We start from the raw sequence: 14681 nt of genomic DNA on the forward strand, positions 1-14681 counted from the left end.
TTACAGGCTCCTTACTGCATAATCCGATGCACCGAATAGACATCTTTCACGCGTTTGATCCGTTCTACAACAGACTGAAGATGATCCGTGTTGCGAATCAGAATGGTGACATGCACCAATGCTAATTTATTTTTGTCTGTCCGTCCCGTGACAGCAGATATATTCGTTTTACTTTCGGATACAGCTTGAAGCACCTCATTGAGCAAACCATTACGATCATGGCCTGTGATCTCAATATCTACACTGTAGTTGGCTTCAATATTCTCTTCCCACTCCACCTCAATAACACGCGCTGCTTCTTCTCCATCTGCACTTGAAGGAATATTCGGACAGTCACTACGGTGCACGGAAACGCCGCGTCCGCGTGTAACATAACCGATAATCTCATCTCCAGGTACAGGGTTACAGCAGCGTGCAAACCGGACGAGCAAATTATCAATACCTTTGACACGAATGCCATTGGTCGGACGGTTTTTACGTTCTGGTGCAGGCTTAATCTCGCGCATCTCGGAATTCAATTCCAGCAAGCTGGATTCTTCCTGTTCTTTGCGCAGTTTTTCGGTTGCCTTGGTTACGATCTGTGCAGCGGTAATCCCGCCGAATCCAACAGCGGCAAGCATGTCCTCAATATCGTTAAAGGCATATTTTTTGGCAGCTTCCTGCAACTTGTCATCCGTCATCCACGCCGAAGGGTCAAGCCCCATACGCTTCAGCTCACGCTCACAACTCTCGCGCCCTTTTTCAACGTTTTCTTCCCGCCGCTCTTTCTTGAACCATTGCTTGATCTTCGCTCGTGCATGAGAAGATTTGGCAATTTTCATCCAGTCCTGGCTCGGTCCGTAAGAATGTTTGGACGTCAGAATTTCAATAATATCGCCTGTCTTCAGATGGTAATCGAGTGGAACAATTCGACCGTTCACTTTGGCACCAATGGTGCGGTTACCAACCTCCGTATGAATTCGGTAAGCAAAATCCAACGGAACAGAGCCAATAGGCAATTCGATGACTTCTCCTTTTGGCGTGAATACAAATACCAGATCCGAGAAGAAATCCATTTTGAGCGATTCTACAAATTCTGACGCATCCTGTGCTTCATTTTGAAGTTCAAGAATCTCGCGGAAGAACGTAATTTTATCTTCAAAATGATTACCATTCGCAGCGCCTTCTTTGTAGGCCCAGTGAGCAGCGATCCCGAATTCAGCAGTGCGATGCATATCCCAAGTCCGGATCTGCACTTCGGTTGGTTCACCATTGGGGCCTACTACCGTAGTATGCAGCGATTGATACATGTTTGCCTTCGGCATCGCGATATAATCCTTGAAACGCCCAGGCATTGGTTTCCATAATGTGTGTATGATACCGAGGGTAGCATAACAATCCTTGATATTATCCACAATAATACGAATCGCAAGCAGATCATAAATCTCATTAAATTGCTTGTTTTTCGTTGTCATTTTTTTGAACACGCTGTAGATGTGCTTCGGGCGACCTGAAAGATCTGCCTGAATCCCCATCTCATCCAGCTTGCTCGTAATTCCGTCCATAACCGTATCAATGTATTGCTCACGTTCTGCACGCTTTTTGTGCATCAAATTCGCAATTCGGTAATATTGCTGCGGATTCAAATAACGGAGGGCGATGTCCTCCATTTCCCATTTGATTGCAGAGATACCCAGACGGTTCGCGATCGGACAGAAAATCTCCAGCGTTTCATATGAAATCCGACGCTGGCTTTCTTCCGACTGAAACTTGAGTGTCCGCATATTATGCAAACGGTCAGCTAATTTAATAACGATAACACGGATATCCTGCGCCATTGCGATGAACATTTTGCGATAGTTCTCGTTCTGTTGTTCTTCCTTGGAGCGGAACTGAATACGTTCCAGCTTTGTCAAGCCGTCAACCAGCATGGCACACGTATTGCCGAAGTGATTGCGGATCTCTTCAAGTGACACCGTAGTGTCTTCAACTACATCATGAAGAAGCGCTGCAATGATGGAAATGGTATCCATCTGCATGTTCACAACAATGTCGGCAACCGCAAGCGGATGCAGAATATACGGTTCTCCCGATTTTCGCGTCTGTCCATGGTGGGCCTGATCAGCAAATTCGTAAGCTTCACGTATGCGCACCAGATCGGGTTCTTTGATATATGCCCCGGCCTTCTCGAGTAATTGCTCTATGCCCATTCTGATCTGTTCCGTGTCCTTTCTATACAAAATGGAACCCGTGACATTGTATCAACACAGGTTCCCCGTAAAAGTAATTTCCTATAATTATGACGCTTCACCCGTTTCCCGTCAACTACTGACGAATAAGAGCGCATATTCAATTTTTTTAAAAGTTACACGCATCTCCTGAAATTTCCTTCTTAAATACTCAACATGGGTTGGAGATCGTCCTCATTTACTATACATTATTGCCGTTATTTACCGAAATAGAAGGAAACATTCATGAAATTATAATTCATATCCTTTGCTCAGCGAAAAATGTTATTGCTTAATTAAGATAAACTCAGTAATATATTGAAAGTTTGTGTTTCGGAAAAAGGAGATGAACATCCATTGCAACGTGAAATTCAAGTTAATCAAAAGATGCCGCTTGGCTCAGGATCACTTCTGAGTCTCCAGCATTTGTTCGCCATGTTTGGCAGCACAGTGCTTGTACCGAACCTCTTCGGTGTCGATCCAAGTATGATCCTGCTAATGAACGGGATTGGAACACTGTTGTACATCCTTATGTGTAAAGGAAAGATCCCCGCCTATCTGGGTTCCAGCTTTGCTTTTATCGCACCTGTACAATCAGTATTGCTTACTCATCCAGGTAATGGATACAGCATGGCTCTAGGTGCATTTATCGTAACAGGTGCTGTGTTCTGCTTTGTGGCTCTTGTCATCAAATATGCAGGAACAGGTTGGATTAACGTGGTATTCCCTCCAGCGGTTATGGGTGCAATTGTAGCACTGATTGGCCTTGAGCTTGTACCGGTAGCTGCCGGAATGGCTGGTCTGATCAATTCTGATCCTCTTAAGTACCCTAACTGGGTTCCTCAGGCCAAACCGATTATTTTATCCATGGTTACGCTCGGTATCACTGTCTTTGGAGCAGTAACGTTTCGCGGGTTCCCCAAAATCATTCACATTCTGATCGGGATCGTATCGGGTTATGTGCTCGGTTATTTTATGGGAGAAGTAGAGACTGCAAAAATTGCGAGTGCTGACTTCCTCTCACTACCTACGGTAACGACACCGACCTTTGACTGGTCTGTCATCCTCACCATCTTGCCAGTCGCACTTGTTGTCATCGTTGAGCACATCGGACATCTGCTTGTAACGAGCAGTATTGTGGGTAAAGATCTGTCCAAAGACCCTGGCCTCCATCGTTCCCTGCTTGGAAACGGCGTCTCCACCATTCTGTCCGGGTTTGTAGGATCAACGCCCAATACAACGTATGGTGAGAATATTGGTGTCATGGCTCTGACCCGAGTATACTCCACCTATGTTATTGGCGGTGCAGCAGTCATTGCGATCGTGCTCTCCTTTTCAGGGACATTCTCGGCGCTTGTAGCCAACATTCCGGTGCCGGTTATGGGTGGTGTATCCCTGCTTCTGTTTGGTGTTATCGCATCATCTGGTCTCCGTATTCTGGTTGAACAGAAAGTCGATTTTGCCAAACCGACCAACCTGTTGCTTACTTCACTTGTACTCGTTATTGGACTCAGTGGTACTGAGGTATCCATCTATGGCGTTCATTTGAAAGGCATGGCATTGGCGACCATCGTCGGTATCCTGCTCAGCTTGTTATTTAAACTGTTCGAAGTGTTGGGTTGGTCGAATGACCCATTAGAGAAACAGCCTTTAACCGAAAAAACTCCGGATTAAGTATGTTGGAATCTTGCTAAATGGCTTAAAATTCAATATCCCACTTTGATGCATCGTCCGCATTAATGTAAATAATCTACATCGCAAAAAAGCCTGCTCTCTCCAACCTTTATGGTTGAGAAAGCAGGCTTTTTTGCAAATAGTTAATGCTGTATAATTATTTCCCGGGAAACGGGAGATCCATTTTACTTGTTTACAGCAAGGAATGCTGGAATTTAGTAGTTCATCAAAGTGAAGACTTCCATGTCCGGCAATTTGGCACGTCCATTCAGATCAGAAAGCTCAATCAGGAATGCTGCACCTACAACCTTGCCACCCAATTGCTCAATCAGGTTAATGGACGTGGCAATCGTTCCGCCTGTCGCAAGCAAATCATCTGCAATAAGAACATTTTGTCCTTTTTCAATTGCATCTGTGTGCATCGCAAGCGTATCCTTGCCATATTCAAGATCATAACCGACTTCAATGGTCTTTCCAGGCAATTTTCCGCTTTTGCGGATCGGAGCAAAGCCGACACCAAGAGCGTACGCCAGAGGGGCGCCCACAACGAATCCACGTGCTTCAGGTCCGGCAATCACGTCAATTTTGAGATCAGATACCATTACTTTCAACTCATTGATCGCATTGCGGTACATTTCGCCATCCTTCAACAATGTCGTAATATCCTTGAAGCTGATTCCCGGTTGTGGAAAGTCAGGAATGACACGAATATAATCTTTAAAATCCAAAATAATCTCCTCCTAAAATAAATAGCACAACTTCCATCTAAGATACGCCCTTCATCCGGGATATCATCCATTGTGTCAACTGAGGGGTGGATGCATCCAGCATCACCTGCTCTGTCTCGGCCATGCTTTCCAGCGCCTGATAATGACGAGAGGCGGTCAGCTCACGTTTGGGCGGATTATCTACAAACACAATTTTCCCAGCGACTCGGGTAATGAAGGATAGCTCTTCAAACACATCCAGCATCATTGTAATCATGCGCGGCGAGCAACCACACTGACGACTGAGCACAGGAGTAATCTCTTGTTCCTCCACCGGTTCAGCTTTCCATTTCGACACCAGCATATATATACGCTTGAAGAGTTCTCTGGAAGGCATCTGAAGGCGATCTCGGCGGTTGCCTGATCCATGCAGAAGGATGATATTCTCGGCTCCGCTGAACAAAGCCAGCATTGCATCAAGTTGTTCCGGGGTTTCCGGCGTATCAAACACAAATAACGTCCGGACCTGTTCCTGTCCATAATGCTGCGCAGCAGCATTAAACGGAAATAACCCGACCTTTCTATCATATACCCAAAGGCACGGTTCATACAATGAATTTCCTTCGGAAACATTCGTTTCTTGCCGAACAATTGCACCAATGGAACCTGATTTATATCGTAAATGCACTTCAAGCGCACTTAAGAACTGCTTCATCGCTTGAATCGGCTCCCCATTGCCTCTCATATCAAACACCTGAGATTGCGGAACATGAATGTCCTGAAGCATCAATTGAGGTTTCCTCATCCCATTCCATTCATTAATCGACAGTTCACCCATCACATCAATGATGGAACCTGGCAACAGAAACTTAGCCAATGCGCCTTTACCAAAAGCAACTGTCTCCAGTTGTTGACCATCCTGCTCCAAAACCAGTTTCAGATGACGTTTCTCTCGTCCCATCGTTCTCGTTTCTTTTACAGTCACATTCCTCAATACAAAACGAGGGGATGGATTACTCATGCCAAACGGCTGCAGTCTGTCGATCTCTTGAATCACTTGGAGCGGCACATCACTGATTCTGCATTCGTCATCGGCAAGACGCTGAGGCACAAAGTCCTCTTCCTTCAACACAGTTGCAGCAAACTCATTCAGCCCAGCCTCCAACTCTTCCAGCTGATCACGATGAAGAGTCATACCTGCTGCTGCCGGATGTCCTCCATAATGGTCCATGGTATGTTTATACGCTGTAAGAGCCTCATAGATATCCAAGCCTTCGATAGAGCGAGCCGAACCTTTACAGACGCCGCTTTCCGGATTGATGCCCAGAATGAGCGTTGGCCGATAATACCGGTCAAGCAACTTCGATGCCACGATACCTACAACGCCAACATTCCAACCTTCTCCCGCCAATACGATAACATTCGGAACATTTCCAGAGTTAAGCTGAATTTTCTGCTCCAACTGGGCTGTCGCTTCCTGTAGTATGCCCTCTACAACCTGTTGTCGTTCCCGATTGAGCAGGTCAAGTTGACCAGCAAGCGTATGGGCTTCGTCCAAATTCTCGGTTGTCAGAAGAGACACCGCCCTGCCTGCATGATCCAAACGTCCACTGGCATTAATACGAGGAGCCATGGCAAAGGCAATATTGATCGAGGTAACCTGACTCTGATCCACTCCACTTATTTCAAGCAGCGCACTTACACCCGGCAGACGCGAACCTCGCATGGATTCTATACCATAACTCACAATAACCCGATTTTCACCTTCCAGAGGCATCAGATCGGCAACTGTACCGATGGCGGCAATCTCCATCCATTCACCCGGTACTTCCCCGATTAATGCCTGAGCCAGCTTCAAGGCTACACCTGCACCAGCCAATCCCTTAAAAGGATAAGGGCATCCCGGAAGTTTGGGGTTAATGAGCGTATAGGCTTCAGGCAAAATTTCAGGCGGTTCATGGTGGTCTGTCACAATGACTTCAATTCCGAGTGTTGCAGCATAAGCAATCTGTTCTACGGCACTGATACCAGTATCTACAGTAATAATCAGTGTAACGCCTTGTTGATGGGCCCAATCCAGTGCATGGTTGTGCAAGCCATACCCTTCATTGGAGCGATGAGGAATATAAATATCGTACGAAGCTCCGAGATGACGCATCAGGTGGATCATCAGCGATGTGCTGGATACACCATCGGCATCATAGTCTCCATAGATTAAAATATGCTCCCCCCGTTCCAAGGCCTGTCTGATTCGAGGTACAGCTTCATTCATGCCAAGTAACAGATATGGATCATGCATCTGATTCAGATCAGGATGCAAAAAACGTTCTGCCTCTATCTCATTGTGCACCCCTCGGCTCACCAGCAAACGTCCAACAAGAGGTGAAACGGAAAGCGCCTGCGAGAGTCCCGCAGCCGCCTCCAAATCGATATTCGGTGTATTCCACCGGTATTGCGAATAAAGCAATGATAACGCTCCTTTCCTGATCTACTGGACCCGCGCTTCATTACTGAATTAATGTCGCTTCGTGATCGGGCAGTTCATGATTGGATTTATAAGGATATCCAGGATCATAAGGTATAGCTTGAATCTGTACTTCTTTCACATGACTGAAACGGGTCAAGAGCAGTGTCTTCGCCCGATTTGCAATTTCCTGTGCTTCCAGTACGGAAATTCGCGGATTCACACTAATGACTAGCTCGATTGTAACGTCATGTCCCTGTTCACGTGCAACCAAATGTTCAATCGTAATAATGCCATATACCCGCTGTACCGTCTCTTTGAAATCGGTCGCTTCTTCCTGCTCCAGTTCCTGAACAAGAGAACCATACACGGTGTCCACTATCATTCGATAACCTTTGTAAAGTACGAAACAGGAAGCAACCAAGGCGGCAGCCGGGTCAAGGTATAGAAGAACACTCCAACCTGTCGTCTCTCCTGCCATCGAACCTACAATCCCCACTAATACAGTAAGTGAACAATAGAGTGCGATGCGATGCTGCTGTGCATAAGCCACAGCCTGTGATTGATTTTTTTTTCGGAAGTATCTGTATTGAAATTGGAAGATTGCTTCCTTCACGCCCAGAGCCGCAAAAGCAGCAACCAGGGCATGAATACGTGGTGCTTCCGGTTCATTTCCAGATAAACTACCCAATGCTGAAATGGCAATCTGTAATCCTCCCATAAGGATGAGGACAGACAATAATACCGAAATTCCTGGTCTTGCAACACGTGAATGTTCCTTAGACCGCTCCCTACGAGCCTTGTTCTTATTTTGTACAGACTTCGAGGGAAAGAGACTGGCCAGGGAAGAGGCAGCTTCAGAGGCAGAATACAAGCCGTCTGCAAGCAACGATTTGCTGTTTGCGAAATAACCGACTCCTGCCTTGATCACTGCAAGTGTCATACTCCCGGCAATGCCGCTCCACGTGGCAGCTTGAGCAGATGGGATATGTTCTCTGGTCATGAATATTCCCCCTTATTACTGTACTTAAAGTTGCAAAACCGCGCCTGGCAGACGCGGCTTTACAAAAAAATGTTTAGTTGGATGGTTTAACTTCTGCTTTAGGTTTCTCGGTTTGTTTACCTTTAAGCGTTAACCATAACGGTGCTGCAATAAAGATTGAAGAGTAGGCACCAAACAGTGTTCCAATTACCATGGCAAGTGAGAACATGCGAATGGATTCTCCTCCAAAGATAAACAAACAGAGAGAAGCGGCAAATACCGTAAATGTTGTATTCAGTGAACGCGTCATCGTTTGTGACAAACTGTGATTTACAACTTCACGCAAGTCAGCTTTCGAAGTCTTTTTGGCAAAACGCAAATTCTCGCGGATACGGTCAAAAATAACGATCGTATCATTGATCGAGAACCCGACAATCGTCAGTACCGCGGTAATAAAGGTTAGATCCACTTCCAGTCGGAAGATCGAGAACACGCTTATTACGACAAACGCATCATGGAACAGTGAAACCACCGCTGCCACAGCGAAGCGCCACTCAAAGCGAATGGCTACATAGATCATGATCCCTACACTTGCAATGAGTACCGCATATATGGCGTTACGTTCAAGTTCTTTAGCCATTTCCGGGTCAACCGTATTCACCTCATAAGATGCTTTAGCATCCAATTTGGTAAATTCCTGTTTAAATTTGCTCTCTTGGGTCTCATCCAATTCATTGGAGAAACGAACATTTACACGGTCAGCTCCCGGTGTAATGGTAACTTCACCCTCATCAACACCGATGTCCTTAACAATAGGATTAATCTGCTCCGCTGTAATCGCCTTGGATACACTAATATCCACATTTGAACCGGCACGGAAGTCAACCGCATAGTTCAACCCTAAGGAGACGAGACTGATGATCCCGGCAAGTGTCAAAATGATGGAAAACATATAGGCAATTTTACTGCCCTTAACATAATCGAAATTCCAATTAAAGCGCACGAATTTCACTCTCCTTCACTCCGAAGTACTTAGGCTTCTTCAACAAGTTAGCCCGCACGAGCAGGGACAACAGGAAGCGGGAGAAGAAAATATTCGTGATAATACTGGTGACAATGTCAAAAATCAGCACGAGTGCAAAGCCTTTAACCGCACCTGTACCCAGGAAGAACATCACAGCAGCAGCAATGATCGTTGTAACGTTGGAGTCAATAATGGTCCGGAAGGAATGTTTACTTCCCGCTTTAACGGAAGACAGTATTGACTTGCCACTACGCATCTCTTCCTTGATCCGTTCGTACGTAATGATATTGGCATCAACTGCCATCCCGATACCGAGGATAAATGCCGCGATCCCTGGAAGGGTAAGTACAAATTCTCCCAAATAGAAGATTGCAAGTACCAGCCACGTATGTGTGATCAGGGCAAAACTCGCTATAATACCAGGAATGCGATAAAGCCCAATCATAAACACTAGAATAATAATGGAACCAATCAATCCAGCTTTAATGGTCTGATCGAGAGAAAGTTTACCGAGTGTTGCACCAACACTTTGTGAATACTTCTCTGTAAGTTTCAGTGGCAACGCACCCAGATTAATGGTGTCACGAAGCTGGTTCGCTTCTTCACGTGTATAGGCACCCGAAATCTGAGCGGAACCATCTGTCAACTGTTGTCTAACGGTTGGTGCAGAGAGCAACTCATCATCCAAATAAATAGCGAGAGGCTGTCCAATCAAACGTTTGGTAATCTCGGAAAACTTCGCTTTGTCTTTCACTTGAATGTCAATCATCGGCTCATTCAATTGAGTGAATACAACTTTTGCAGCATTCTCAACAAATTCATTTCCGCGAAGCTCAATTTTGGTATACACGCCTTCCTTGTCCTTCTCCGCTTTACTGCGGAAGGTCAAGACGGCAGGTTCTTTCATTTTGGCTCTAACCTCAGCCTCGTCTGTAACCCCTGCCAGCTTCAAGCGTATCCGGTTCGTTCCCTCTGTTGTTACTTCCGGCTCGCTTGTTCCGAGCGCATTGGCACGGCTTTCGAGACTCTTGGCCGTTTGCACCAAAGATGCTTTGGTGACTTGTTGTCCCTCATCAAGCGGCTCCGCTTCATATAAGATCTCGTAGCCTCCCTTTAAATCAAGGCCCAAGCGTATATTTTTGAGCAGCCCCGGACTTGTGCCCAACATTACTCCTGCGGTCACAAGCACGACCAGAATGAAACTGATAATTCTTTTCATGCCGTTCCTAGATCCCCTTTCGTTCTCAATATTCCTATTATAGCGATGCCGTAAAAAGCAGTCAATTTTCAACAAAAAAGATCCCTTTCGTTTAGAAAGAGGACCCCCGGTATGCAGACACAGTCATAAAGTTCATAAAGCTTGTTGCTTTCAGTGACAATATGTCGTTCACCAGCTGGTGAAGCGGTGGAATGCCCTGCTTTTCATATTTATGACTGACGCAATTCCAGACATCTTTGCTGGTGACATATTCGTAACCGACAAGCCTTAATTCCTCCGCTTTACTGCGGCAGAGCATCTCTATAGACTGTTCCAACTCCACATCATTCATTTCCTCCAACGGGGAGCCTCCCTTCTTACACACAAGCCTTTATGCGGCATCAATATTACATCATTCGACTTCACCCGATCATATTCCTTCTTGCTGGTTATGGATCTTTTTGTTAATCGTGTCCAAGTTGTCATGAGAAGATAAAGGACTGGCATAGGATGAAGAACAACGGCTTTGTCCCGTTTATTGAAACCTGTACTTTCAACCGGGAAAGAGGGGTAGTCTTGAAGAAACAGACATTTATCCAGGGAGCCATGATCCTGCTCGCGGCAGGTATTATTAATCGAATTCTCGGCTTTATCCCGCGTATTGCCCTGCCGCGGATCATCGGTGCAGAAGGTGTTGGCATCTACCAACTGAGCTATCCCTTTTTCATCGTACTCGTTACATTGATTACGGGTGGGATTCCGCTGGCCGTAGCCAAGCTCGTAGCTGAAGCGGATACGGGAGCCAACCGCTATTCACCTCAGCGCATTTTGCAGATAAGCCTCAGCTTCACGCTGACCCTGGGTGTTGTTTTTATGTTTTTGTGCATTATCTTCGCTCCCTGGGTCACACGTTACGTTCTAACAGATGAGAGAGTGTATCACACGTTTGTCAGCATGAGTCCCATGATTGCCATTATCGCAGTATCTGCTGTGTACAGGGGTTATTTCCAAGGGAAGCAGAACATGATGCCTACCGCCATTTCATCCATTGTTGAGACGGTCATTCGTATTGTCTGTGTCATTTGGTTCTCCTGGCTCCTTTTACCCCAAGGTATTGCTCAAGCTGCAGCTGGTGCCATGCTGGGAGCACTCGTCGGAGAATTCGCCGGCATGCTTGTATTATTGTGGAAATATGGTAGACAAAAAAAGGAATTACAGCTTATTAATCACCAGAATATGTCCCATTTGCCGGTCCAGCCTAAACCTACAGTGGTCAGAGATTCAGGAGTTCCACAGCCAGGATTAATCCGGCGTTTGCTTGCCATCTCAGTCCCCGTCACAGCAGGCCGATTGGTTGGCTCCTTATCGTATTTGGCTGAGACCATCGTGACTGCACAGAGTCTCGCACTGGCAGGTATATCTAAAGGTCTAGCCACAGCACAGTACGGCGCATTACAGGGCATGATTATTCCGCTGCTACTTCTGCCGGGGGCTTTAACATCGTCCTTGGCAACGTCACTTGTACCTTCTCTTTCCGAAGCTTCTGCACAGGGGGACCGTGCACTTATTCACAAAAGGATGCATCAGGCTCTTAGGCTGGCACTCGTAACAGGTGCTCCATTTTCTGTTTTTATGTATGTGCTTGCCGAACCGATGTGCCTTGCTTTGTATAACGATGCATCGATTGGAAGCATGCTGAAGCTAATGGCTCCTTTTGCCCTGTTTATCTATATTCAAGCACCTCTTCAAGCTGCACTTCAGGCACTCGACCGTCCGGGGAAAGCTCTGCTCAATACGTTTATTGGTGCCGTTATCAAAATTACGTTGATTTTGCTGCTCGCTTCCCAGCCGGAATATGGCATATTTGGCGCTGTAATTGCCATTTGTGTGAATTCAACCGTGGTGACCCTCTTACATGCTCGAAGTGTGAGGATCTTGCTCCAGTTCCGTTTCAAAATCATGGATTGGATCAAAACAGCAACGGGCATGTTCATCATGGGTGCAGCAACGTTGCTCGTGTATGAGCATACCGTCATCCTACTGCCTTTCTGGGTGAGAATGCTGCTCGCTCTATTGGTTGGTCTAATCGTTTATTTTATCGTCATGGGCTTAACGAAAATGATTGATTTTCATGATTTATCCCGTATACCCATCATCGGTTCTTGGTTTGACCGCCGCTCCCGTAAATAAACTTACTTTTCATCTTTCAAACTTACGAATACTTTTCCATTATGATCAATGGAGCAGATAAATACATCCTTGAAGTCAAGAACACCTTTTCCCTGAATCTGATTTTTAAGCCAAAATCTTGTTTTCTCAATCAGCTCCAGATTCTGATCCTGCACTTTCCCGTCCATAATCAGAGGCAGGGGCAATCCTTCATATTTAATATTTTGAAAACCATCAACTCTCTCTTTTCTTGCTTTCTGTATGCTATTTGTAGCTCCATCCTTGCCCGAGGCACTACTGCCACTGGAGGAAGCCAGATTTTTCGGGAAAACGGTTAACTTTCCTGTTGTCTCCAAAATGGCGAACTCCACTTCACCAATGCTATCAATATTCTGTTCGCGCAATTGAAGCAGAAGGTCATCGAGATTATATCGTTGCTTGCGCATCTCATCCCGATGCAATGTTCCCTTGGAGATTAACACAGTAGGTTTTCCATCAATCATCAGCCGCAACTTACGGCTCTTGAGACTGAGAAAAGCCATGAAAATTTGCACAATAAGTAACGTGAGCATGGGCACGATACCGTGAAACAACGGTTTATTGGTATCTTCAATAACAAATGCAGCCATCTCGGCAAGCATAATGGACACGACCAGATCAAACATGGACAGCTTGCCAATCTCCCGTTTGCCCATCAGTCTAATTGCACCGTAAACAATAAAATACATGAGAACGGTTCGGAAGATATGTGCTCCGACATCTGTGAAGTTCACAATAGGATTCCTCCTTTGGCTCTGAGTTTTATACAGGCACCTGAAGCGTAATCCCTATTTTGACCTGAACCTCACATGATCATGCAAATGTAAACCGTTTATTTAATGGAAAATCAGTTCATAAGTCTGAAGGCTTGACCATACACTGTAATAATTTCGAACTTGTACAAAAGGGGGTTGCTTTATGCAAATGATTCGCCGAATGGTTTCGTTTCGAATGTCTAACCCGATTCTCTCGGGCCTCTGTCATGCCTTTGTGTGGATGTTACTGGGGGCACTGATTCTGTCCTTCTTTCTCTGGATGACTGATATGCATGAGCAGGATCTTTCTCTCTACACTTACGTTGTCCATGCTCTGTCCTTACTGGTTGGTGGATTTATATCTGGCAAAAGGTCTGGCGAGCGAGGCTGGTACCATGGAGGGATTACCGGAATCATCTATGGACTGATTGTATTGTTAATTGGATTTCTGGCACTCGATGCTTCATTCAATTGGAAAGACAGTCTGCAGCTTGCAAGTGCATTCCTAATATCTGCACTCGGCGGTATATTCGGAGTTAACACTCGCAGATCATAGAAGTTCGGGGGGACGGTAGTTGAGAAAAATCGAGTAGGAGGCTACCCATTAGTTGAGTAGCCGACCTCTCACACCACCGTACGTACCCGTTCGGTATACGGCGGTTCAACCGTTTAAGTGCAATTGACGTAATCGCTCGTACTGCGCAGGGAAATCATAATACCCTGCCTGTATGAGCCTTTTGTTTATAACAGAGCGTTGCAGGATTGCGCTTCCGGCAATACGCCAGTACCCTAGGCGGGTGTTTCCCCATTGGTAGGCCTTTTCCTCTGGTACTCCCAGCTTTCGCAAGTTTTGCACCTTCGTATGGCTGTATCCTTGTTCCGCATAAGTCTTCACTTTTCGAATCGCTTGCTGGGCACTTCGTCCTGGCCGGTAGCCATAGCTTCCCTCCGAAAAGAGTGGCTCAAACAGCGGTTGCAGTTGCTGAGCAATGGCTTGTTGGATGGTCCGGTCGACTACTGTCGGAATGCCAAGCTTTCGCATGCTACTTCCATCTGGCTTGGGAATTTCCTTCCGTCTTACCGGGCTTGGCTTGTATCCTCCATCCCGGATCCTTTGCAATATCTCCTCTCTGTTCTCTCGCAGCCACGGCAACACCGCCTCGACCGTCATTCCGTCGATTCCCGGTGCTCCGTGATTTCGTTTGACCTGTTTGTAGGCTCTGTTCAGGTTGTTCCGATCCAGAATCGCTTCCAACAAGTCATTTGCACCGTCTCTTTCCCTACGTTCCCGAGTTCCGGCGCTCCGCGCTCCCGCATACTCTTCCTCTTCCACATTGTCCCTCTGCTGACTTCTCACAACAAGCTTTACTCCGTCTTTCAGATTTTTTTCCTACTCCACGTCTGTGGGACCTCCGCGGGTAAGAGCGATAACCTTCCCCTCATCTATCTGCCACATTTACAG

12 protein-coding genes are annotated in these 14681 nt (G+C 46.2%); 3 read left to right on the forward strand and 9 right to left on the reverse strand.

What is annotated here, in order from left to right; all coding sequences use genetic code 11:
• Window positions 1-11 precede the first annotated feature (11 nt).
• Window positions 12-2189 (reverse strand): RelA/SpoT family protein, encoded by a 2178-nt coding sequence (locus ACR32F_RS25325; protein WP_440120013.1) that lies wholly within the window; start codon window positions 2187-2189, stop codon window positions 12-14.
• Between the two features lie 375 nt (window positions 2190-2564).
• Here ACR32F_RS25325 and uraA point away from each other — a divergent pair, with 375 nt between their 5' ends.
• Window positions 2565-3881, forward strand: a complete 1317-nt coding sequence (gene uraA, locus ACR32F_RS25330) for a uracil permease (protein ID WP_440111954.1) — start codon at window positions 2565-2567, stop codon at window positions 3879-3881.
• A gap of 215 nt (window positions 3882-4096) precedes the next feature.
• Here uraA and ACR32F_RS25335 read toward each other — a convergent pair whose 3' ends face one another.
• From ACR32F_RS25335 to ACR32F_RS25360, 6 genes are all read right to left on the reverse strand, one after another.
• Window positions 4097-4609 (reverse strand): adenine phosphoribosyltransferase, encoded by a 513-nt coding sequence (locus tag ACR32F_RS25335; protein WP_440111956.1) that lies wholly within the window; start codon window positions 4607-4609, stop codon window positions 4097-4099.
• 37 nt (window positions 4610-4646) lie between these two features.
• Entirely contained in the window at window positions 4647-7055 is a 2409-nt protein-coding gene (recJ, locus tag ACR32F_RS25340; protein ID WP_440111958.1) for a single-stranded-DNA-specific exonuclease RecJ, read from the reverse strand.
• 40 nt (window positions 7056-7095) lie between these two features.
• Window positions 7096-8055 carry a cation diffusion facilitator family transporter gene (locus ACR32F_RS25345; protein WP_440111960.1) on the reverse strand — a complete coding sequence of 320 codons (960 nt, stop codon included), beginning with the start codon at window positions 8053-8055 and terminating at the stop codon, window positions 7096-7098.
• A 73-nt stretch (window positions 8056-8128) separates the two neighbouring features.
• Window positions 8129-9037: a protein translocase subunit SecF gene (gene secF / locus ACR32F_RS25350; protein WP_440111962.1), complete on the reverse strand. Its 909-nt coding sequence runs from the start codon at window positions 9035-9037 to the stop codon at window positions 8129-8131.
• Complete coding sequence (gene secD, locus ACR32F_RS25355) at window positions 9027-10277, reverse strand: protein translocase subunit SecD (protein ID WP_440111964.1); 1251 nt, start codon at window positions 10275-10277, stop codon at window positions 9027-9029. The genes secF and secD overlap by 11 nt, the downstream gene beginning before the upstream one ends.
• Before the next feature lie 91 nt (window positions 10278-10368).
• Window positions 10369-10608 (reverse strand): post-transcriptional regulator, encoded by a 240-nt coding sequence (locus ACR32F_RS25360; RefSeq protein WP_036617497.1) that lies wholly within the window; start codon window positions 10606-10608, stop codon window positions 10369-10371.
• 224 nt (window positions 10609-10832) lie between these two features.
• Between ACR32F_RS25360 and spoVB the strand changes: the two genes are divergently transcribed.
• The gene (gene spoVB, locus ACR32F_RS25365; RefSeq protein WP_440111965.1) at window positions 10833-12446 is read left to right on the forward strand and encodes a stage V sporulation protein B; all 1614 of its coding nucleotides are present in this window, start codon (window positions 10833-10835) and stop codon (window positions 12444-12446) included.
• 2 nt (window positions 12447-12448) lie between these two features.
• On the opposite strand, the gene ACR32F_RS25370 is transcribed toward spoVB, so the two are convergent.
• Window positions 12449-13153: a YetF domain-containing protein gene (locus ACR32F_RS25370; RefSeq protein WP_440120014.1), complete on the reverse strand. Its 705-nt coding sequence runs from the start codon at window positions 13151-13153 to the stop codon at window positions 12449-12451.
• A gap of 229 nt (window positions 13154-13382) precedes the next feature.
• Here ACR32F_RS25370 and ACR32F_RS25375 point away from each other — a divergent pair, with 229 nt between their 5' ends.
• Window positions 13383-13775: a TIGR04086 family membrane protein gene (locus ACR32F_RS25375; RefSeq protein ID WP_440111967.1), complete on the forward strand. Its 393-nt coding sequence runs from the start codon at window positions 13383-13385 to the stop codon at window positions 13773-13775.
• Between the two features lie 105 nt (window positions 13776-13880).
• Here ACR32F_RS25375 and ACR32F_RS25380 read toward each other — a convergent pair whose 3' ends face one another.
• Window positions 13881-14576 (reverse strand): reverse transcriptase domain-containing protein, encoded by a 696-nt coding sequence (locus tag ACR32F_RS25380; RefSeq protein WP_440111969.1) that lies wholly within the window; start codon window positions 14574-14576, stop codon window positions 13881-13883.
• Window positions 14577-14681: the final 105 nt, after the last annotated feature.

It is taken from the genome of Paenibacillus hebaui (assembly GCF_051934385.1).
Lineage (GTDB): Bacteria > Bacillota > Bacilli > Paenibacillales > Paenibacillaceae > Paenibacillus.